The organism is Kitasatospora phosalacinea (assembly GCF_000716545.1).
GTDB classification, from domain to species: Bacteria; Actinomycetota; Actinomycetes; order Streptomycetales; family Streptomycetaceae; genus Kitasatospora; species Kitasatospora phosalacinea.
Window position 1 is genome coordinate 1 of record NZ_JNWZ01000059.1, and the last position, 20,508, is coordinate 20,508.

18 protein-coding genes and 1 pseudogene are annotated in these 20,508 nt (G+C 75.4%); 9 read left to right on the forward strand and 10 right to left on the reverse strand.

The genetic code is table 11. The annotated features are described in order from the left end of the window. Positions 1 to 5,482: amino acid adenylation domain-containing protein (locus OO48_RS25545; RefSeq protein WP_033220314.1), on the forward strand; the 5,482-nt coding region annotated here is incomplete at its 5' end. 37 nt (positions 5,483 to 5,519) lie between these two features. On the opposite strand, the gene OO48_RS25550 is transcribed toward OO48_RS25545, so the two are convergent. Then, complete coding sequence (locus OO48_RS25550; protein WP_033220315.1) at positions 5,520 to 5,927, reverse strand: MerR family transcriptional regulator; 408 nt, start codon at positions 5,925 to 5,927, stop codon at positions 5,520 to 5,522. A 125-nt stretch (positions 5,928 to 6,052) separates the two neighbouring features. On the opposite strand from OO48_RS25550, the gene OO48_RS25555 reads away from it, so the two are divergent. The 3 genes from OO48_RS25555 (at position 6,053) to OO48_RS25565 (ending at position 7,478) form a co-directional block, all read left to right on the forward strand. After that, on the forward strand, positions 6,053 to 6,706 hold the full coding sequence (locus OO48_RS25555) for a class II aldolase/adducin family protein (RefSeq protein WP_033220316.1): 654 nt from the start codon (positions 6,053 to 6,055) through the stop codon (positions 6,704 to 6,706). Continuing rightward, the gene (locus OO48_RS25560; RefSeq protein ID WP_051732763.1) at positions 6,703 to 7,137 is read left to right on the forward strand and encodes a carboxymuconolactone decarboxylase family protein; all 435 of its coding nucleotides are present in this window, start codon (positions 6,703 to 6,705) and stop codon (positions 7,135 to 7,137) included. Before OO48_RS25555 ends, OO48_RS25560 begins: the two co-directional genes overlap by 4 nt. A gap of 83 nt (positions 7,138 to 7,220) precedes the next feature. Beyond that, positions 7,221 to 7,478, forward strand: coding sequence for an amphi-Trp domain-containing protein (locus tag OO48_RS25565; RefSeq protein ID WP_081952369.1), 258 nt, complete (start codon positions 7,221 to 7,223; stop codon positions 7,476 to 7,478). 100 nt (positions 7,479 to 7,578) lie between these two features. Here the strand turns inward: OO48_RS25565 and moaA are convergent, their stop codons facing one another. The 4 genes from moaA to OO48_RS25585 all read right to left on the reverse strand — a co-directional run bounded on the left by moaA (position 7,579) and on the right by OO48_RS25585 (position 11,908). Then, entirely contained in the window at positions 7,579 to 8,568 is a 990-nt protein-coding gene (gene moaA / locus OO48_RS25570) for a GTP 3',8-cyclase MoaA (RefSeq protein ID WP_033220413.1), read from the reverse strand. 102 nt (positions 8,569 to 8,670) lie between these two features. Further along, positions 8,671 to 10,278: a solute symporter family protein gene (locus OO48_RS25575; RefSeq protein WP_033220317.1), complete on the reverse strand. Its 1,608-nt coding sequence runs from the start codon at positions 10,276 to 10,278 to the stop codon at positions 8,671 to 8,673. Then, entirely contained in the window at positions 10,275 to 10,652 is a 378-nt protein-coding gene (locus OO48_RS25580; protein ID WP_033220319.1) for a DUF485 domain-containing protein, read from the reverse strand. The genes OO48_RS25575 and OO48_RS25580 overlap by 4 nt, the downstream gene beginning before the upstream one ends. 212 nt (positions 10,653 to 10,864) lie before the next feature. After that, positions 10,865 to 11,908, reverse strand: a complete 1,044-nt coding sequence (locus OO48_RS25585) for a zinc-dependent alcohol dehydrogenase family protein (RefSeq protein ID WP_033220321.1) — start codon at positions 11,906 to 11,908, stop codon at positions 10,865 to 10,867. Between the two features lie 124 nt (positions 11,909 to 12,032). Between OO48_RS25585 and OO48_RS25590 the strand changes: the two genes are divergently transcribed. Together OO48_RS25590 and OO48_RS25595 are read left to right on the forward strand one after the other, a co-directional pair. After that, positions 12,033 to 13,028 carry a DEDDh family exonuclease gene (locus OO48_RS25590; RefSeq protein WP_033220323.1) on the forward strand — a complete coding sequence of 332 codons (996 nt, stop codon included), beginning with the start codon at positions 12,033 to 12,035 and terminating at the stop codon, positions 13,026 to 13,028. A 22-nt stretch (positions 13,029 to 13,050) separates the two neighbouring features. After that, a complete protein-coding gene (locus OO48_RS25595) occupies positions 13,051 to 13,860 on the forward strand; it encodes an SURF1 family cytochrome oxidase biogenesis protein (RefSeq protein WP_342449662.1) in 810 nt (269 codons plus the stop codon). On the opposite strand, the gene OO48_RS25600 is transcribed toward OO48_RS25595, so the two are convergent. Then, on the reverse strand, positions 13,850 to 16,141 hold the full coding sequence (locus tag OO48_RS25600; protein ID WP_033220327.1) for a SpoIIE family protein phosphatase: 2,292 nt from the start codon (positions 16,139 to 16,141) through the stop codon (positions 13,850 to 13,852). The two genes, OO48_RS25595 and OO48_RS25600, sit on opposite strands and share 11 nt — an antisense overlap. Positions 16,142 to 16,311: 170 nt before the next feature. Here OO48_RS25600 and OO48_RS40170 point away from each other — a divergent pair. From OO48_RS40170 to OO48_RS25610, 3 genes and pseudogenes are all read left to right on the forward strand, one after another. Beyond that, positions 16,312 to 16,719: pseudogene (locus tag OO48_RS40170) on the forward strand (carbohydrate binding domain-containing protein); the annotation flags it as partial. A 66-nt stretch (positions 16,720 to 16,785) separates the two neighbouring features. After that, positions 16,786 to 17,805: a right-handed parallel beta-helix repeat-containing protein gene (locus OO48_RS40175; RefSeq protein WP_051732789.1), complete on the forward strand. Its 1,020-nt coding sequence runs from the start codon at positions 16,786 to 16,788 to the stop codon at positions 17,803 to 17,805. A gap of 42 nt (positions 17,806 to 17,847) precedes the next feature. Further along, entirely contained in the window at positions 17,848 to 18,603 is a 756-nt protein-coding gene (locus OO48_RS25610; protein ID WP_033220415.1) for an SDR family oxidoreductase, read from the forward strand. A 66-nt stretch (positions 18,604 to 18,669) separates the two neighbouring features. Here OO48_RS25610 and OO48_RS25615 read toward each other — a convergent pair whose 3' ends face one another. Genes OO48_RS25615 through OO48_RS25630 form a run of 4 tightly spaced genes read right to left on the reverse strand, consistent with a single transcriptional unit; the run spans position 18,670 to position 20,469 of the window. Then, positions 18,670 to 19,305, reverse strand: a complete 636-nt coding sequence (locus OO48_RS25615; protein WP_033220329.1) for an Asp23/Gls24 family envelope stress response protein — start codon at positions 19,303 to 19,305, stop codon at positions 18,670 to 18,672. Then, positions 19,302 to 19,949: a DUF6286 domain-containing protein gene (locus tag OO48_RS25620; protein WP_051732768.1), complete on the reverse strand. Its 648-nt coding sequence runs from the start codon at positions 19,947 to 19,949 to the stop codon at positions 19,302 to 19,304. Before OO48_RS25620 ends, OO48_RS25615 begins: the two co-directional genes overlap by 4 nt. Further along, complete coding sequence (locus OO48_RS25625) at positions 19,946 to 20,263, reverse strand: hypothetical protein (RefSeq protein ID WP_051732769.1); 318 nt, start codon at positions 20,261 to 20,263, stop codon at positions 19,946 to 19,948. Before OO48_RS25625 ends, OO48_RS25620 begins: the two co-directional genes overlap by 4 nt. A gap of 14 nt (positions 20,264 to 20,277) precedes the next feature. Further along, positions 20,278 to 20,469, reverse strand: a complete 192-nt coding sequence (locus OO48_RS25630; protein WP_033220333.1) for a hypothetical protein — start codon at positions 20,467 to 20,469, stop codon at positions 20,278 to 20,280. Between the last annotated feature and the right edge of the window lie 39 nt (positions 20,470 to 20,508).

Consider the following 20,508-nt stretch of genomic DNA (forward strand, 5'->3'; position numbering starts at 1 on the left):
CCCCACGCCCGCCCCCGCCCCTGCCGACGCCCGCGCCGAGCTGCTCGCCCGCCGCCTGCGCCGCGCCCGCACCGCCGCCCCCGCGACGGTCGTGCCGCGCCGCCCGGAGGGCACCGCGCCGCCGCTGTCCTTCGCGCAGGAACGCCTGTGGTTCATGGACCAGTTCGTCCCGGACAGCACCGCCTACACCGTGCCGCTGGTGGTGCGGCTGCGCGGCCCGCTCGACCCGGAGCGGCTGTCGGCGTCGCTGGAGCGGCTGGTGGCCCGGCACGAGAGCCTGCGGATGCGCTTCCCGGCGGCGCCCGACGGCACGCCGACCGTGGTGGTCGACCCACCTGGCGGCGTCCGGCTGGAGGTCAGGGCCGTCGCCCCCGACCTGGCCCCGGCCGACCGGGAGGCGCGACTCGACGCCTGGGTGCGGGAGGAGACCGGCCGGCCGTTCGACCTGGCGGCGGGCCCGGTGGTGCGGGCGGCCCTGCTGCGGGCCGGCGAGCGGGACCACGTGCTGGTGGTGGTGCAGCACCACATCGTCTCGGACGGCTGGTCCAGCGAGCTGTTCCTGCGCGAGCTGCTGGCCGGCTGCCAAGGCGGCGAGGACCGCCCTTTGCCCGAACTGGCGGTGCAGTACGGCGACTTCGCCGCCTGGCAGCGCGCCCGCTACCGGGGCGAGGTGCGCCGGGCCGACCTGGACCACTGGCGCGGACGGCTGGCCGGCGTCCCTCCGCTGGACCTGCCCGCCGACCGCCCGCGCCCGGCCGTCCCGACGCTGCGCGGCGCGGGCCACGGCATCGCGCTGGACGCGGAGACCAGCCGGGCGGTGCTGGCGCTGGGCGCGGCGCACGGCGCGACGCCGTACATGACGCTGCTGGCCGCCTACCAGGCGCTGCTGGGCCGCTGGTGCGGGCAGGACGACTTCGCGGTCGGCTCCACCGTCGCGGGCCGGACGCTGCCCGAACTTGAGCCGCTGGTGGGCCTGTTCGCGAACGTGCTGGCGCTGCGCGCGGACCTGTCGGGCGATCCGGGGTTCACCGCCCTGCTGGCGGACGTCCGGGAGCGGTTCGTCGCCGACCTTGCGCACCAGGAGATGCCGTTCGAGCAGCTGGTCGAGGAGCTGGCACTGCCGCGCGACCCGAGCCGGACGCCGGTGTTCCAGACCTCGTTCACGCTGCTCAACTACGAGCGCGCCGAGGCCGGTTCGGCGGACGGCGGCCCGGAGGTCGGCCACCAGCCGTTCACCACCGGCTCCACCCGCTTCGACCTGGAGCTGTACCTGCGGCACACCGACGAGGGCCTGCACGGCTACTTCACCTACAGCTCCGACCTGTTCGAGCCCGGCACGATCGCCCGCCTGGCCGAGCTGTTCCACCGCCTGCTGCGCCAGGTCGTCCTGCACCCCGAACTCCCGATCTCCCGGCTGGACTTGACCGACCCCGGAGAGCTGCGCACCACCCTGGAGGCGTGGAACGACACCGCCCTCCCCCTCGAACCCGGCACCCTGCACGGCCGCTTCGAGGCCCGGGCCGCCGCCACCCCGGACGCCGTCTGCCTGGCCGTCGACGCCACCGGCGAGCGCCTCACCTACCGCCAACTGGACCAGCGGGCCTCGGCGTTGGCCGCGCACCTGGCCGCCGCCGGGGTGGGCCCGGGCAGCGTGGTCGCGGTCTGCGCCGAGCGGTCGGCCGAGCTGGTGGCCGCCCTGCTGGGCGTGCTGAAGGCGGGCGGCGCGTACCTCCCGCTCGACCCGGACCACCCCGCCGAGCGGCTGTCCGGCATGCTCGCCGACGCCGCCCCCCGGGCGCTGCTGGCCCAGGACGCCCTGCGCGACCGCCTGCCGACCGAACTCCCGCGCGGCACCCGGCTGCTGTCCCTCGACGACGCCGCGCTGCGGCGGCCCCCCGCCGAACGCCGGCCGCCGCGCCCGGCCGGTCCGGACGACCCCGCGTACGTGATCTTCACCTCGGGTTCGACCGGCCGGCCCAAGGGCGTGCTCTGCTCGCACCGGGGCATCGACAACCGGCTGGACTGGATGCAGCGCGCCTACCCGATCGGCCCGGCGGACGCGGTGCTGCAGAAGACCCCGGCGGCGTTCGACGTCTCGGTGTGGGAGCTGTTCTGGCCGCTGCGCGAGGGCGCCCGCCTGGTGATGGCCCGCCCCGGCGGCCACCGCGACGGCGCCTACCTGCGCGACGCGATCCGCGAACACGCCGTCACCACCGCGCACTTCGTGCCGTCGATGCTCGCCGTCTTCCTCGCCGAGGAGGGCGTGGAGCGCTGCACGAGCCTGCGCACCCTGGTCTGCAGCGGCGAGGAGCTGCCCGCCGACCTGGCCCGGCAGGCCCTGGAGCGGCTGCCCGCCGCCGGCCTGCACAACCTGTACGGCCCGACCGAGGCGTCCGTCGACTGCACGGCCTGGACGTGCACCCCCGAGAACCTGGCGGGCGCGCGCCGCACCCCGATCGGCCGCCCGATCCAGAACATGCGGGTGTACGTGCTGGACCGGCACGGCCGCCCGGTGCCCGCCGGGCTGCCCGGCGAACTGCACATCGCCGGGCCCGGCGTCGCCCTCGGCTACCTGAACCGGCCCGAGCTGACCGCCGAGCGCTTCCGCGACGACCCGTGGGGCCCGCCCGGCTCCCGGATGTACGCCAGCGGCGACCTGGCCCGGCACCGGCCCGACGGCACGGTCGAGTACCTGGGCCGCACCGACCAGCAGGTCAAGCTGCACGGCCTGCGGATCGAGCCCGGCGAGATCGAGGCCGCGCTGCGCGCCCTGCCGGGCGTCCGGGAGGCGGCCGTGGCGGTCCGCGAGGACCGGCCGGGCGTGCGCCGCCTGGTCGCCTGGACCGTCCCGGACGGCAGCGGCGCCGACACCGCGCCCGCCGCCCTGCGCGCGGGCCTGCGCCGCACCCTGCCCGACTCGATGCTGCCCTCCGCGTACGTCGTCCTGGACGCCCTCCCGGTCGGCGCCACCGGCAAGCTCGACCGCACGGCGCTGCCCTCCCCGGCCCCGGCCGTCCCGGGCGCCGACCGCGCCGAACCGGCCACCGACGCCGAGCGGACCGTCGCCGGGGTCTGGTCCGAGGTGCTCGGCGTCCCGCTACCGGGCCGGGACGACGACTTCTTCGACCTGGGCGGCCACTCGCTGCTCGGCATCAAGGTCGTCGCCAGGCTGCGCACCGCGCTCCCGGACGCCGCCGGGCTGTCCCTGATGGACCTGTTCAAGCACCCCACCGTCCGCGCCCTGGCCGCGCTGGCCGCCACCCCCGCCGCCGACCGCGGCCCGGCCCGCGTCCTGCACGAGCTGACGCCCCGGCAGGCCGCCGACCCGGTGCTGACCCTGGTGTGCGTCCCGTACGGCGGCGGCAGCGCGGCCGTCTACCAGCCGCTCGCCGACGCCCTGCCGCCCGGCCACGCCCTGTTCGCGCTGGCGGGCACCGGCGAGGAGATGGGCCGGGCCGAGGGCCGGGCGGCCTTCCCGGAGCTGGTCGCCGCGGCCGTCGCCGAGATCCGCGAGCACGTCCGCGGCCCGGTCGCGGTGTACGGCCACTGCGGCGTCGGCGGGGCGCTGGCCGTCGCCCTGGCGCTCGCCCTGGAGGCCGACGGCCGGGCCGTCGAGGCGGTGTACACCGGCGCGATCTTCCCGTTCGCCCGCCCGCGCGGGCCCGTGGTGCGGCTGATGGCCCGGATGGAGCGCCTGGCCAGCGACCGCCGCTACCGCGACTGGCTGACCTCGCTGGGCCTGAGCCTGGACGACGTCGACCCGGCCACCGCCCGCCGCCTGGTGCGGGACATGCGCGCCGACAGCGAGCAGGCCGAGGAGTACTTCACCGGACTGCTGGACCGCGGCGTCACCCCGCTGTCGGCGCCGGTGATCTCGGTGGTCGGCGAACGCGACGACATCACCGACTACCACGGGGAGCGCTTCCGCGAGTGGCACTTCCTCTCCGGCACCACCGCCCTGGTGGTGCTCGCCGAGGCCGGCCACTACTTCCTCAAGTACCGCGCGGCGGAGGTCGCCGGGATCCTCACCACCGTCCACCGCGACCTGCCCGCCGGCACCCCGCCCGCCCCCGCCGGCGAGCCCACCTGGCACCTGGCCGACGTCTCCCGCTCCACCGCCGGCGCCCCGCCCGCCGCCGTCGGCCGCCGCTCGGCGCCCGCGCCCGGCATGCCGCGCTTCCTGGCGGTCGCCGCCGGCCAGCTGGTGTCGATGGCGGGCACCGCCACCACCGAGTTCGCGCTGCCGCTGTGGCTCTACCTGAGCAGTGACTCGCTGCTCCAGCTCGCCCTGCTCTCCTCGCTCGCCCTCGTCCCCGGCCTGCTGGTCGCCCCGCTCGCGGGCACCGTCGCCGACCGCTACAGCCGCCGGGCCGTGATGCTCGCCGCCGACACCGCCGCCGGCGCCACCCAGGCCGCGATGCTGGCCCTGCTGCTGGCCGGGGCGCTGCACCGCCCGGCGGTGTACGCCCTGATGACGGTGCTGTCCGTCGCCCTGACCTTCCAGCGGATCGCCTACTCCTCCGCCGTCCCGCAGCTCGTCCCCAAGCGCTTCCTCGGCCACGCCAACGGCCTGGTCCAGGCCGGCACCGGCGTGGTGCAGTTCGCGGTCCCGCTGCTCGCGACGACCGCCCTCGCCACGGTGGGCCTGCGCGGCATCCTGATCGCCGACGTGTGCAGCTACGCGGTGGCGATCGCCGTCACCGCCGCCCTGCGCTTCCCCCGCACTCTGGGCTGGCGCCGCCGGGAGAGCGTGGGCGCCGAGCTGCGGGCCGGGTTCCGCCTCGCCCTCGGCACGCCGGGGCTGCGCGCGATGCTGTTCTTCTTCGCGGGGACGAACCTGCTGGTCGGCCCGCTCTTCATCTTCTTCCAGCCGCTGGTCCTGGGTTTCGGCTCGCTCTCCGACGTCGCCCGGGTCTCCCTGGCGGGCGGCTTCGGCATCGTCCTGGGCGGCGTCCTGATGGCCGTCTGGGGCGGCCCGTCCCGGCACCGGATGCGCGGCGTGCTGGGCGCGTTCCTGCTGATGGCGGTGGGCTGCCTGGTCACCGGCCTGCGTCCGTCGACCGTCGTGGTCGGCGCGGGCGTGTTCGGCATGTTCCTGGGCCTGACCGTGATGAACACGGTGTACGCGACGATCGTGCAGGTCAAGGTCCCGGCGCGCTTCCACGGGCGGGCCTTCGCGGTGAACGCGGTGTTCGCCTGGTGCACGATGCCGATCGGCTTCGTCCTGCTCGGCCCCGGCACCGCGGCCCTGCTCCAGCCCGCCCTGGAACCCGGCGGGGCCCTCGCCCCGACCGTCGGCCACCTGATCGGCACCGGCCCGGGCCGCGGCCTCGGCCTGACCTACGTCCTGTTCGCGCTGGTCCTGATCGGCACCGGCCTGGTGCTGCGCCGCCTCCCGGTCTTCGCCGACTTCGACCAGCGCGTCCCGGACGCCCGCCCGGACGACCTCGTCGGCCTGGAGGCGCTCCACAACCGCGCCTAGGTCCCGTGCGGGTCCGGCGTGCCGTCGACCGGCGGGGCTACTCGGGCCGGTCGGGCCGCGCCGCCCCGTCCGCCGCCAGGCCGGCCAGTTGGTCGCGGAAGGTCGGGCACTCGACGATGTCCGGCTTGCCGCAGCGGAGGGCGTGGGTGAGCAGCTGGTGGGCGTGGTCGAGGTCGGCCCTGCGCCGTTCGATCTCGTCGAGCTTGGCGCGGATCATCACCTGCCGGTGCGGCTGCTCGCGCTGGAACTCCCCGACCTCGGCCAGGCTGAGCCCGGCCCGCTGGAACGTGCGCAGCAGGACGATCCGCTCGGCCGCCTGCGGCGGGTAGCGGCGCTGCCCGCCCTGCCGTTCGGGGGCGGGCAGCAGGCCGTGGCGTTCCCAGAACCGGATCGCGGACGCGGGGACGCCGGTGGCGGCGGCGAGTTGGCCGATCGTCAGGCGCACGGTGCGCTCCTTCCCCCGCCGGTGGACGGCGCTTGACTTGAACCTTAGTTCAAGTCGCAGAGTGGCCGTCAGCTGCGGCGGTGGCGGACCGGCCACCGCCATCGAGGAGTGGGGAGTCGGAAGCGATGGAGAGTACGACGCGGGCGGACGGGCTGGTCGAGGCGGCGCGGCAGCTCTTCGAGGCGGGGGTGATGTCGCACTCCGGGCACGCCAACCTGAGCGCCCGGCTCGACGGCGACCGCTTCCTGCTGACCCCGGGGTTCGTCCGCGGCCTGGCGGCCCACCAGTTGGCGACCGTCGGCCTCGACGGGCGGCTGCTGGAGGGCGAACTGCGGTCGGTCAGCACCGAGATCATCACCATGCACAGCACCGTCTACCGGGCCCGGCCGCAGGTGGGCGCGATCGTCCACACCCACTCGCCCGCCGCGACCGCCTTCGCGGTGGCGCACCGGCCGCTGCCCTGCCGCACCGAGCCGATGCTGCGCTTCGGGCAGCCCGAGGAGGTGCCGGTGGTGCCCTGGGGCCCGCGCGGGTCGGACGTGTCGGTGCGGGGCATCGCGGACGTGCTGGAGCGGCGTCCGACCACGTCCGCCGTGCTGCTGGCCAACCACGGGCTGCTGGTGTTCGGCCCGGACGCGGCGGCGGCCGGGCAGCTCCTGGTGGCGATCGAGGAGAGCGCCGGGGTGGAACTCGCCGCCGCTGCGATCGGCGGCGCGGTGGACTTCCCCCCGGGCGCCCTGGAGGCCGTCCGGGCCTCGATCGCGCGGGTCGCGTCGTGACCGGCCGTACCTCCGCCGAGCGTTCCGAAGCCCTGCGGGAGCGCTACCGGGCGACGCTCGGCACCGTCCCGCCCGCCGTGGAGGACCGGCTGCGGGTGGCCCAGGCGTACGGGCGGCTCCCCACCGAGGAGGCGTTCACGGCCCTGCGCCACGTCGTCCTGGCGGACAGCCCGCTCGGCGGCCGGGTGCAGCAACTGGTCCACTTCGGGCAGCTGCTGGCCCTCGGCCGGACGGAGCCCGCCCGGATCCACGCCCGGGGGGCGCTGCACGCGGGCGCCTCGCTCGCCGACCTGATCGGGGTCGCGGAGACCGCGCTCATCACCGCGGGCACGCCGTCGTACGCGCTCGGCCTGGAGATCGTCGTCGAACTCCTGCCGGACGACCCGGACGACCCGGGCGGCCCGGACGGCTCGGGCGGCCCGGACGGCTGAGCGATCCGCGCTCGTCGTGCCGACCGGGCGGGGAGGCCGGAGGATGGCAGGGTCCGGTGTCCCCGACGGGCCAGGAGGTTCCCGTGAAAGAGCTCGAGTTCACGCAGAAGCGGACGCTGTCGCGGACCGAGGCCGCCGACCAGCTGGAGGCGCTGGCGGCCGCGCTCAGGCGGGGCGGGCAGGCCGAGCTGGAGCTCGGGCCCGGCCGGCTGACCGTGCGCGTCCCCGACGAGCTGCGCACCGAGATCGAGGTCGAGCTGGACGGCGACGAGATCGAGCTGGAGATCGAGATGTCGTGGCGCACCGGGCAGCCGGAGGAGCCCGGGCAGTCGACGGGCTGAGCGCGGGCGGGAGGGGGCGGGCCCGCCCGCGCGGCCACCGCCGCCCGCCGAGCCACCACCGAGCCCTCGCCGACGGCCCCGCGGCCCCGGAGGGCCCCGCTCAGCCGCCGATCGCCGACATCGGCCGCTCCGGCTGGTGGAACTCGGGCTGGTCGATGCCCGCACCCGCCTTCTTGCCCCACATCGCCGCCCGCCACAGCTCGGCCAGTTCGGCGTCGTCCGCGCCGCCGCGCAGCGCGCCCCGCAGGTCGGTCTCCCCGGTCGCGAACAGGCAGTTGCGGACCTGTCCGTCGGCGGTGAGCCGGGTGCGGTCGCAGGCGCGGCAGAACGGGCGGGTGACGGAGGCGATCACGCCGACCGTCGCGGGGCCGCCGTCGACCAGCCAGCGTTCGGCGGGGGCGGCGCCCCGGGCGGCCGACGGTTCGGGGGTCAACTCGAAGCGGGCGCGGAGGAGTTCGAGGATCTCCTCGGCGGTGACCATCTGCGTCCGGTCCCAGCCGTGCTGGGCGTCCAGCGGCATCTGCTCGATGAAGCGCAGCTGGTAGCGGTGGTCGATCGCCCAGGCCAGCAGGTCGGCGGCCTCGTGGTCGTTGACGCCGCGCATCAGGACGGCGTTGAGCTTGACCGGCCGCAGCCCGGCGGCCTCGGCGGCGGCGAGGCCGTCCAGCACGTCCTGGTGGCGCTTGCGGCGGGTGAGCCGGGCGAAGGTGTCGGGGTCGAGGGTGTCCAGCGAGACGTTGACCCGGTCGACGCCGGCGTCCCGCAGCGCCGCCGCGACCCGGGCCAGCCCGATGCCGTTGGTGGTGAGCGAGATCTCGGGGCGGGGCTCCAGCGCGGCGCAGGCGGCGATGATCGGCACCAGCCCGGGCCGCAGCAGCGGCTCCCCGCCGGTGAAGCGGACTTCGCGCACGCCGAGCGTGCCGACCGCGAGGGAGACCAGTCGGACGATCTCCTCGTCGGTGAGCAGTTCGGGCTTGCCGAGCCAGTTCAGGCCCTCTTCGGGCATGCAGTAGGTGCAGCGCAGGTTGCACCGGTCGGTGAGCGAGACCCGCAGGTCGACGGCCTGCCGACCGTAGGTGTCGAGGAGCATCCCGGCCACCCGCCTTCCTGGAAGGAGCCTGCCGGCCCGGCCGCCGCTCGGCGGCCGGGCCAGCTTAGCGCCGCCCCCGGACACCGCCCGGGAGCGGTCCGCTCAGTGGGCGCCCAGACCGGTGAGCGAACGGACCTCCAGTTCAGCGTACTTCGCCGGGTCGGCCTTCTCCCTGGCCAGGTAGGTGCCGATCACGCCGGCCAGGAAGCCGACCGGGATGGAGATCAGGCCGGGGTTCTCCAGCGGGAACCAGTCGAAGGAGGCGCCGGGGACCAGCGCCTTGGCGTTGCCGGAGACCACCGGGGAGAAGACCACCAGGCCGACCGAGGTGATCAGGCCCGCGTAGGTGGAGGCGACCGCGCCGGTGGTGTTGAACCGCTTCCAGAACAGCGAGTACAGCAGGGTGGGCAGGTTGGCGGAGGCCGCGACCGCGAAGGCCAGGGCGACCAGCGCGGCGGCGTTCAGCTTGTCGGCGAAGATCGACAGCAGGATGGCGACCGCGCCGATCGCGACGGCGGCGAGCTTGGCGCTGGCCACCTCCTCCTTCTCGGTGGCCTTGCCGCGCCGGATCACGTTGGCGTACAGGTCGTGGGCGAAGGAGGACGAGGAGGCCAGGGTGAGCCCGGCGACCACGGCCAGGATGGTGGCGAAGGCGACCGCGGAGATCACCGCGAGCAGCACCGCGCCGCCGGTGGTGCCGGCGCCGCCGCCGAGGTGCTCGGCGAGCAGCGGGGCGGCGGTGTTGCCGGACTTGTCGGCGGCCAGCGCCGTGCGGCCGACCAGGGCGGCGGCGCCGAAGCCGAGGGCGAGCGTCATCAGGTAGAAGACGCCGATGATGCCGATCGACCAGAGCACGGACTTCCGGGCGGTGCGCGCGGTGGGCACGGTGTAGAAGCGCACCAGGATGTGCGGCAGCGCGGCGGTGCCGAGCACCAGGGCGATGCCGAGGCTGAGGAAGTTGAGCTTGGTGGTGCCGTTGGTGCCGTACTTGAGGCCCGGTTGCAGGAACTTGTCGCCGCTGCCGCTGGCCTTGGCGGCGGAGCCGAGCAGTTCGGACAGGTTGAAGTGGAACTTGGCGAGCACCAGGACGGTCATCAGCCCGGCGCCGGCGATCAGCAGCACCGCCTTGATGATCTGCACCCAGGTGGTGCCCTTCATGCCGCCGATGACGACGTACAGCACCATCAGCGCGCCGACCGCGACGATGGTCCAGCGCTTGGCGGCGTCGCTCTGCGCGCCGAGCAGCAGGGCGACCAGCGAGCCGGCGCCGACCATCTGCGCCAGCAGGTAGAAGATCGACACCACGATGGTGGAGATGCCGGCGGCGGTGCGGACGGGTCGCTGCCGCATCCGGAAGGCCAGCACGTCGGCCATGGTGTAGCGGCCGGAGTTGCGCAGCGGTTCGGCGACCAGCAGCAGGGCGACCAGCCAGGCGACCAGGAAGCCGATGGAGTAGAGGAAGCCGTCGTAGCCGGAGAGCGCGATGGCGCCGGTGATGCCCAGGAAGGACGCGGCGGACATGTAGTCGCCGGAGATCGCCAGGCCGTTCTGGAAGCCGGTGAAGCCGCGGCCGCCGGCGTAGAAGTCGGCGGCGTCGCGGGTGCTGCGGCCGGCCCACAGGGTGATGCCGAGGGTGGCGAGCACGAAGACCCCGAACAGGGACATGATCAGGGTGCGGTGGTCGCCCGCGGAGGTGGCCAGCTGCGTCATTCGGCGGCCTCCTCGGCCACGGCGGTGTGGTCGACGGACTGCGCGGGCAGCGTGGCGTCGGCGCGGCCCCGGATCACGGCGGCGCGCGGGTCCAGCTGCCGGTCGGCGAACCTGGCGTACCAGGCGGCGATCGCGAAGGTGCTGACGAACTGCAGGAGGCCGAGCACCAGCGCGACGTTGACGTTGCCGGCGACCTTGGTGCTCATGAAACCGGGGGCGTAGCAGCTGAGCAGGACGTACAGCAGGTACCAGAGCACGAATCCGGCCGTGACCGGGAATGCGAAGTTCCGGAAGGAGCTCCTCAGTTGCCGGAACTCTGCGGATTCCTCGATACGTTGGAACGATTCGGGGACTGTCTCGGGCGGGGGTGCCACGCGGGGTCTCCTGACGTCTTCGGTGCGACGGACGATCAGATGGACGTGAGTGACGTCACATTGAGTGCGCTGCATGCTAGATCCAGGAACGGACCCCGAGAAGCTTCCCCACACGATGTGGCCGAAAACTGACCAGAACACGCCACCGGGGCGGCCGCATCGCGGCCGCCCCGGTGTGATTTTCATCCGACCACCGCTGCCCGGCGGGCGGTTCAGAAGGCGATGCGCACCTTGAGCGCCGTGCGCTCGTCCATCGCCCGGTAGCCCTCGGGCACCTCGTCCAGCCCCACCGTGCGGTCGAACACCGCGCCCGGGTCGATCGCCCCGGAGAGCACGTCCGCCAGCAGCTCGGGGATGTACGCCCGGGCCGGGGCGACGCCGCCGCGCAGCTGCACGTTCCGGTTGAACATCTGGCCGATGTCCACGCCGGCGCTGCCGCCGTGCGGCACGCCCACGTAGCCGACCGCGCCGCCGTCCCGGGCGATCGAGATCGCGGTGCGCATCGACTCCTCGGTGCCGACCGCCTCCAGCACCGCGTGCGCGCCCTGCCCGCCGGTCAGCTCGCGCACCGCCTCGATCGCCGCCTCGCCGCGCTCGGGCACCACGTCGGTGGCGCCGAAGGAACGGGCGATCGCGGTGCGGCCCTCGTGCCGGCCGAGCGCGATGATCCGGCCCGCGCCGAGCCGGTGCGCGGCCAGCACCCCGCACAGCCCGACCGCGCCGTCGCCGACCACCGCGACCGTCGCCCCGGGCCGCACGCCGGCCGAGACCGCCGCGTGGTGGCCGGTGGACATCACGTCGGACAGCGCCAGCAGCCCGGGCAGCAGCTTCTCGTCCCCGGCCGCCTCCTTCGGCAGCTTCACCAGCGTCCCGTCCGCGAACGGCACCCGGACGGCCTCGCCCTGCCCGCCGTCCGACCCCGGGGTGCCCCAGAACCCGCCGTGCGGGCAGGAGGTCTGCAGGCCCTCGCGGCAGTACTCGCACACGCCGTCCGACCAGACGAACGGGGCCACCACCAGGTCGCCGACCGCGAAGCCGCGCACCTCGGCGCCGACCTCCTCGACGAAGCCCAGGAACTCGTGCCCGATCCGCTGCCCGGCCTGCCGCTTGGCCACGCCCCGGTACGCCCACAGGTCGCTGCCGCAGATGCAGGCGTTCAGCACCCGCACCACGGCGTCCCCGGGCCGTTCGATCCGCGGGTCCGGCACCTCCTCGATCCGGATGTCCTGGGGGCCGTGGATCACGGTGGCGCGCATGGGGAGAGTCCTTCGGTGTACGGGAGCCCGCGGGTGTCTGCACCCGCGCTTCCCACTGTAAGCCGCCCCTCACCGGTGCTGTTCCGTCCGGAACCGCCCGCCGCTCCCCGTAAAGTGGTGCGTTATGCACGCGCCATTCCCGACCCCGCCGCTCCCGGCACCGCGCACCGGCCCCGGCCAGGGCACCGGGCGCGGCTTCGCGGTCGTCGACGTGGAGACCACCGGTCTCGGCCGCTCCGACCGGGTCATCTCGGCGGGCGTCTACCAGCTCGACCCGGACGGTGAGGTCACCGACCACTGGTACACCCTGGTCAACCCCGAGCGGGATCCGGGACCGGTCTGGATCCACGGCCTGACCAGCGAGGTGCTGGCCGGCGCGCCGACCTTCCCGGAGGTCGCCGCCGAGTTCGCCGAGCGGCTGCGCGAGCGGGTGCTGGTCGCCCACAACGCGCTCTTCGACTGGAACATGATCTCCCGCGAGTTCTCCCGGGCCGGCCTGCGCGCCCCGGTCGAGCAGCGGCTGTGCACCATGGTGCTGGCCCGCGACCTGCGGCTGCCGCTGCCCAACGGCAAGCTCTCCTCGCTGGCCGCGCACTTCGGCGTGCACCAGCGCCAGGCCCACCACGCGCTGGACGACGCCCGGGTGCTGGCCGAGGTGTTCCGCCCCTCGCTGGAGCTGGCCCGCAGCGGCGGCGTCCCGCTGCCGCTGACCGCCTGCGTCGCCGTCACCGACCTCGGCGAGGAGGCCGCCGCCGCGGGCCCGGCCGCGGGACCGGCCCGCGGCTCCTGGAGCTCCTCGTACCGGCCCGGCCGCAAGCGCCCGCCCTGCCCGTACCCGAACCCGGGCCGCTGGACGGACGGCTCGCCGCTGGTGCAGGGCATGCGGGTGGCGATCACCGGCGACACCGCCACCGACCGCGAGCTGCTGGAGGACCGGGCCACCGAGGCCGGCCTGCACATCGCCTCCTCGGTGAGCCGGCTCACCAGCCTGCTGGTCACCAACGAGCCCGGCTCGTGGAGCGGCAAGGCCCGCAAGGCCCGCGAGTACGGCACCCCGGTGGTCGGCGAGGACGCCTTCCTGCAGCTGCTGCGCGAGGTCGCGCCGCACCCCGGTGCCTGACGCGGCGGTAAGGAGGGTTAGCGTGCCGGGTGTGTACCGATTCCTGCTGTCCGTTCGCTGGGCGGTCATCGTCCTGGTGGCCGCGGTGCTGGTCCCGACCATGATCAAGCTGGGCTTCTGGCAGTACCACCGGCACGAGGCCCGGGTGGCCCGCAACGACCTGGTGGCGCGGAACCTGGGCAGCACCCCGGTCGCCTTCGACTCGCTCTCCACCCCCGGCTGGTCCGTCCCGTCCGGCGAGGTGTGGCGCACCGTGACCGCCACCGGCAGCTACGACACCGGGCACGAGGTGGTCATCCGCGGCCGCACCGAGCCCGGCGGCTCCACCATCGGCTACTTCGTGGTCACCCCGCTGGTGCTCTCCGACGGCAAGGGCTCGGTCCTGGTCAACCGCGGCTGGGTGGAGTCCGCCGCGGACGCCGCCAGCATCCCGGAGATCCCCGCCCCGCCGTCCGGCGAGGTCACCGTCACCGGCCGGCTGCGCGCCGACGAGACGTACGCCTCGCTGGGCGTGAAGAACCGCGGCGGCCTGCCGGACCGGATGTTCAAGGTGATCAACACCGCCGAGCAGGCCAAGTACGCGAACGCCACCGTGCTCGGCGGCTACCTGGAACTCGCCTCCTCCCGGCCCGCCGCCGGCCCCTCCCCCGAGCTGCTCGCCGAGCCCGGCCACTCCGACATCGGCCCGCACATGGCGTACGCCGTCCAGTGGTGGCTGTTCACCGCGCTGATCCCGGCCGGGCTGGTGGTGATGGCCCGCCGCGAGGCCGGGCAGAACGCGGCGGAGCGGAAGGCGGCGGTGGCGGCGGAGCCGGTGGGCGCTACCAGCTGAGCGGCGGCGGGTCGAGCGACTGCTCGGCCCAGATGGTCTTGCCGTTGCGGGTGTAGCGGCTGCCCCAGCGCTGGGTCAGCTGGGCGACCAGGTACAGGCCGCGGCCGCCCTCGTCGGTGAGCCGGGCCCGGCGCATCCGCGGCTGGGTGGAGCTGGGGTCGGAGACCTCGCAGGTCAGCACCGAGGAGCGGATCAGCCGCACCATCACCGGCCCGCCCGCGTACCGGATCGCGTTGGTGACCAGTTCGCTCAGCACCAGCTCGGTGGTGAACACCAGCGCGTCCAGCCCCCACTCCTCCAGCATCCGGGTGGCGGCCTCGCGCACCCCGGCGACGGCGGACGGGTCGGCGTCGATGGTCCACGCGGCGGTGTCGGCGGGCGGCACGGGGTGCAGCCGGGCCAGCAGCAGTGTCACGTCGTCGCTCAGCCCGGCGGTGGACATCTCCGCGACGATCGCCCGCCCGGCCGCCGCCAGGTCGCCGCCGAGGTCGGCCTCCCCGAGCCGGGCGGCGAGCTGCGCCATGCCCTCGTCCAGGTCGCCGCCGGTGCCGCCCTCGATCAGGCCGTCGGTGTACAGCGCGAGCACGCTGCCCGCGCGCAGCGCGCACTCGACCGCCTCGAACGGCAGCCCGCCGACGCCGAGCGGCGGCCCGGGATTGACCGGCAGGTACTCGACCCGCCCGTCGGGGTGCACCACCGCGGGCGGCGGGTGCCCGGCGCTGGCGGCCTGGCAGATCCCGGAGACCGGGTCGTAGACGGCGTACACGCAGGTCGCCCCGGACGGGTCGGCGACGCCGCGCTCGCGCTCCTCCTCGCTGCCCTCGACGACCAGCTGGGAGACCAGGTCGTCCAGGTGCACCAGCAGCTCGTCGGGCTCCAGGTCGAGGTCGGCCAGGGTGCGCACGGCGGTGCGCAGCCGGCCCATGGTGGCGCTGGCCTGCAGGCCGTGGCCGACCACGTCGCCGGCCACCAGGGCGACCCGGGCGCCGGAGAGCGGGATGACGTCGAACCAGTCGCCGCCGACGCCGGTCGCGGTGTCGGTGGGCCGGTAGACGCTGGCGGTGGTGGCGGCGGGCACCGCCGTCTCGGCGGGCGGCAGCAGCGAGCGCTGCAGGCCGACGGCGGCCCGGTGCTCGCGGGTGTAGCGGCGGGCGTTGTCCAGGGCGAGCGCGGCCCGGGCGGCGATCTCCCGCAGCAGTTCGAGGTCCTCGCCCCCGTACGGGCCCGCGGCCTCGCCGCGGCGGACGGTCACCCGGCCGAGCGGGCCGCCGCGGGCGTGCAGCGGGGCGCTCATCGACAGCGGTCCGGTGGCGGCGGGGCCGCCGAGCCGTTCGCGGCCGAGCGGTCCGAGCGGGCGGTCGTCGGGGCCGGGCGGCCCGGCGGTGGCGGTGCGGCGGACGGCCACCAGCCCGTCGGCGCCGGGCGCCGGCTCGTCGCCGGTGAAGACGGCTTCGGCGATGTCCACCTCGGCGCGCTCGCCGAGGCCCGGCACCAGGACGCCGGCCAGGTCCTCGGCGGTGCCGGCCACCGAGAGCGAGCCGCCGACGGCGGCGGTGGCCCGGTGCAGCACGTCGGCGCGCCGCCGGTAGCGGTGCAGTTCGGTGACGTCGCCGAACAGCGCGGTCACCCCGATCAGCGCCCCGTCGGGGGCCTGCAGGCGGAACGCCTGCACCTCCATGACCACGGCCGGCCCGGGGTCGTCCAGGGTGCGGATCGGCAGTTCGGCCCGGACCACCGGCTCCCCGGTGGCGATCACGTGCCGCAGGATCGCCTCGGCGGCCTCCGCCTCGGTCGGCTGCAGGAAGTCGCCGAGCCGGTGCCCGGCCAGGTCGGCGGGCAGGCCGGTGTACGGGAGCAGGTGGGTGTTGGTGCGCAGCAGCCGCAGGTCGGTGTCGAAGAAGGCCAGGCCGAGCCGGTCCTGCAGGAACAGCTCCCGGGTGAACGCCTCGTCCTGGCGGCGCCGGGCCACGGTGTCGGCGGGGGTGGCCAGCACCAGGGCGCGGACCTCCCCGTGCTCGCCGGCCAGCGGCAGCACCTGGTAGGCGACCTCCAGCGGGGCGCCGCCGGCGGTGCGCAGCCGGACTTCGCCGGTGCGCTTGCCCAGCGCGTCGGCGTCGGCCGGGCCGTCGACCAGCAGGTCGCGGACCGGGCGGCCGGTGACCTGGGCGGCGGCCAGGCCGAGCAGTTGCTCGGCCGCGGCGGTCCAGCCCACGACGCGTCCGTCGCCGTCGACCAGGGCCGCCGCGACGCCGTCGATGTTCGGCAACCGCCGACTGTTCATGCGTTGCACCTCGGGTGGGTGGTCCGGTCCCCCCATCTTCGGACGGTTCCCGGTCCGGCGCCATTGACGCCCGGTCGGTGCGCACCCATTGACGCCCCGTATTGGTCTAGTCCAAATTGGGCCTGCACCCGCCCCGAACCGCTCTTTCCCCCACCTTGGAGCGAACCTTCATGACGCACCGCATCCACCGCGGCGGCGCCGCGACCGCCGTCCTGGCCCTGGGCACCGCCGTCCTCGCCCTGCTGCCCGCCCGGGCCGGCGCGGCCACCGAACTCCTCGCGAACGGCGGCTTCGAGTCCGCCGCGCTCGCCCCCTGGAGCTGCGCCGGCACCGCCGCCACCACCACCTCGGCCCCGCACTCCGGCACCGCCGCGCTGTCCGCCGCCCCCGGCGCCGCGGACCTCGCCCCCTGCACCCAGAGCGTCACCGTCCAGCCGAACACCGACTACACCCTGACCGCCTGGGTGAAGGGCTCCTACGTCACCCTCGCCGCCTCCGGCACCGGCGTGTCCACCTCCACCTGGGTGAACGCCCCCGGCTGGACCCAGCTCACCCGCACCTTCACCACCGGCCCCGGCACCATCCGGGTCGCCGTCACGCTGAGCGGCTGGTACGGCAGCCCCTACCAGGCCGACGACGTCTCGCTGACCGCCGCCGGCACCGCCCCCGCCTCGCCGCCGCCCTCCTCCGTCCCGCCCGCCTCCGCCTCCCCCACGCCCTCGGCGCCCGTCAGCACCCCCGGCCAGAACGACGCCACCCTCTCCCCGCCCCCGGCGAACACCGTCCGGGTCTCCACCGCCAAGGAGCTCCAGGCCGCGCTGAGCGCCGCCGTCCCCGGGCGCACCATCCAGCTCGCCGACGGCACCTACACCGGCAACTTCAAGATCACCACGCCGGGCACGGCCGCCGCCCGGATCACCCTGACCGGCTCCCCCGGCGCCGTCCTGACCACCTCCACCGGCGGCGGCTACGGCCTCTCGCTGACCGCCGCCCCGTACTGGACCGTCCAGGGCATCACCGTCACCCACGCCCAGAAGGGCATCATGGTCGACGCCTCCGACCACGTGGTGCTCGACGGGGTGACGGTCCACCACACCACCATGGAGGGCGTGCACTTCCGCAACTCCTCCAGCTACGGCGTGCTGCGCGGCTCCACCGTCCACGACACCGGCACCGCCCACGACGGCAAGGGCGAGGGCGTGTACGTCGGCACCGCCAACACGCTCACCGACAGGAGCGACCACGTGCAGATCCTGGACAACACCATCGGCCCCAACATCGGCGGCGAGAACATCGACCTCAAGGAGGGCACCACCGGCGGCCTGGTCTCCGGCAACCGCTTCGACGGCAACGGCCTGACCGACGTCAACTACGACGACTCCTGGGTCGACGTGAAGGGCAACGGCTACGTCATCGAGAACAACACCGGCACGCGCACCATGAACGACGGCTACCAGACCCACACCCAGGTCGCCGGCTGGGGCTGCGGCACCGTCTTCCGCCACAACGCCTCCGACCTGACCGGCGCCACCGGCACCAACCCCGCCAAGTACGCGATCGACGTCACCAACTACGACGCCGCCACCTGCCCCGTCACCGTCACCGCCGACAACACCGTCATCGGCCCCGCCGCCCTCACCAACCCCGGTGTCCCGGTGGGCTGACCCTCCGTCCGGGATCCGTGCCGACCGGCGAGAATGGTCGGCATGGATCTCGGACTCAAGGACAAGGTGTACGTGGTCACCGGCGCGACCCGGGGGCTCGGCCACGCCACCGCACGACAACTCGTCGACGAAGGCGCCAAGGTGGTCGTCACCGGCCGCGCCGGGGCCGCGGCCACCGCCGCCGCGGCCGACCTCGGCGCCAACGCCCACGGCGTCGGCGCGGACAACGCCGACCCGGCCACCCCGCAGCGCCTGATCGACGCCGCCCGCGAGCGCTTCGGCGGCTTCGACGGCATCCTGATCAGCGTCGGCGGCCCCGCCGCCGGGCCGGTCGCCACCACCACCGACGAGGCCTGGCGCACCGCGTTCGACTCGGTCTTCCTCGGCGCCCTGCGCCTGGCCCGCACCGCCGCCGAACAGCTCCCCGCCGGGGGCGTCATCGCCTTCGTGCTGTCCACCTCGGTCCGCCAGCCCATCGCCGGCCTCGGCATCTCCAACGGCCTGCGCCCCGGCCTCGCCATGGCCGCCAAGTCCCTCGCCGACGAACTCGGCCCGCGCGGCATCCGCGTCCTCGGCCTGCTCCCCGGCCGCATCGACACCGACCGCGTCCGCGAACTCGACGCCCTCGCCCCCGACCCCGCCGCCGCCCGCGAGAGCGCCGCCGCCGGCATCCCGCTGCGCCGCTACGGCACCCCCGAGGAGTTCGGCCGCACCGCCGCCTTCCTCCTCTCCCCCGCCGCCTCCTACCTCACCGGCCTGATGCTCCCCGTCGACGGCGGCGCCACCCGCGGCCTGTAACCGCCCGGCGAACGCGGTACCGGGGCCCGGAGGAGAACCTCCGGGCCCCGGTACCGCGCCGTTGCGCTAGCGCACCCGCGGGGCGTTCTTCCGGTTCCGCTCCCGTCGCGGCTTCGCGCCGCGCAGCCGCAGCTGGGCGGGCAGGACGGCCAGGCCCAGCGAGCGGCGGGCGTGTTCGACGGGGCCGGCCCGGTAGGCGGTGACCAGCGCGGCGGTGTCGGCGCCCGGGGCGAGCCGCACGGCGGTGCGCACCTCGGGGCGGCGGGCCGCGCCGGTGACCTTGGCGGTGGCCCGTTCGACGTCCGGGAGGGCGACCGTCTCGGACTCGATCGCCTCCTCGACGGCCCGGCTGCGCACGTGCAGGGCGAAGTGCGCCTGGCCGGACGCGGCGGGCGAGGGCAGGTCGACGCCGGCCGGGCCGCCGCGCCGCAGCTGGGAGAACAGCCACCACAGGCAGCCGGCGACCACCAGCGCGGGGACGCCGATGGCCACCGGCCACCACCAGTCGCGGTCGGTCCAGCGGGTGCGGCTGGCCGTGCTGAGCACGGGCTGGTCGGGCGAGGTGAGCGGCCACCGGTGCGGCGGGGTGACGCCGAAGTGCCGGTAGGCGTCGAGGCCGCCGAGCAGCACCAGCGCCCCACCGGCCAGCAGGACCAGCCCGACGAGGGCCAGGAGGGTGCGGTTGACGACGCGTCGACTCATCGGGGCGGCTCCAACTCGGCGAGTACCCGGCGGTGGTGGCGTTCGTGCACCGGCTTGGTGCGGACGTCCAGCCGGTGCGGTTCGGCCAGCGGGATCCGGGCGAGTTCGGCCCGCAGTTCGCGTTCCGCGCCGGCCGGGTCGGCGGTGCCGGTCAGGGTGACCCGGGTGCGCCGCCGCTTGACCTTCACCCGCCAGGAGTGCACGTCGGAGCGCTGCTGGGCGCGCCGGGCGATCAGCGCGGCGACGGTGCCCCGGTGGATCGCGGCGCCGCGCGGCTCCAGCGCGAGCCAGCCGCGCAGGCCGCGGGCGAGGGCCAGCCAGAGCAGCAGCAGGCCGAGCACGACGGCGCCGCCGGCGATGCCGAGCACCCACGGGTCGTCCAGGTGCCGGGTCGCCAACTGCCGCGACAGCTCCTGCCGCCAGGGCCTGGCCTCGCCGCCGGCCCGCACCGCGATCACGTCGTACAGCAGCGTTCCGGCCGCCACCACCAGCACGGCCACCACCAGCGCGGTCGGCACCGCGCGCTCCGAGCGCAGCCAGCGCCCGGCCCGGCGCCGCCGGGCGTGCACCGGGGTGGCCCCGGCCGGCCCGGCCGACGCCGCGGACTCCGGTTCGACGCCCGTCCCGGGCTCCGGCCCGGTCATCCGGCGGCCGCCGGGTGCAGGCGGTCCACGATCACGTCCGCCCCGGTCACCGGCGTGCCGGTCAGCTCGGCGACGGTGCGGCAGGCGGCGTCGCGCGCCGTCCGGGCCAGCGTGCCGACGTCGGACGGGAACGGCAGTTCCAGGTGCAGCGTGAGCCTGATCCGGCCGTGCGAGAGCAGGGCCGAGACCTTCGGGTACGGGCCCCGGCCGGGCCGGTCCTGCCAGGCCGGGGCGAGCGCGTCGGCGGCGGCCCGGGCCGCGATCCGCCGGTACACCCGGTCCGCGACGCGCTCTCCGCCGCGCTGTGCGATCACCCCCGGATCCGTCATCAGCGCCGCCGGTCCCGGCCGCGCAGCAGGTCGCCGAGGTCACCGAGTTCGATGTCCCCCTCGATCAGCCGCCCGACCACGAAGCCCACCGCCCCGAGCGCCGCCACCAGCAGGAACGCACCGAACCCGCCGAAGTAGCCGGCGAAGCCGAGGGCCATGCCCGCGACCATGCCCATCAACGCCAGGTTCATCCACTGCTCCTTCGCGATCCTGCTCGGCACTCGGGACGG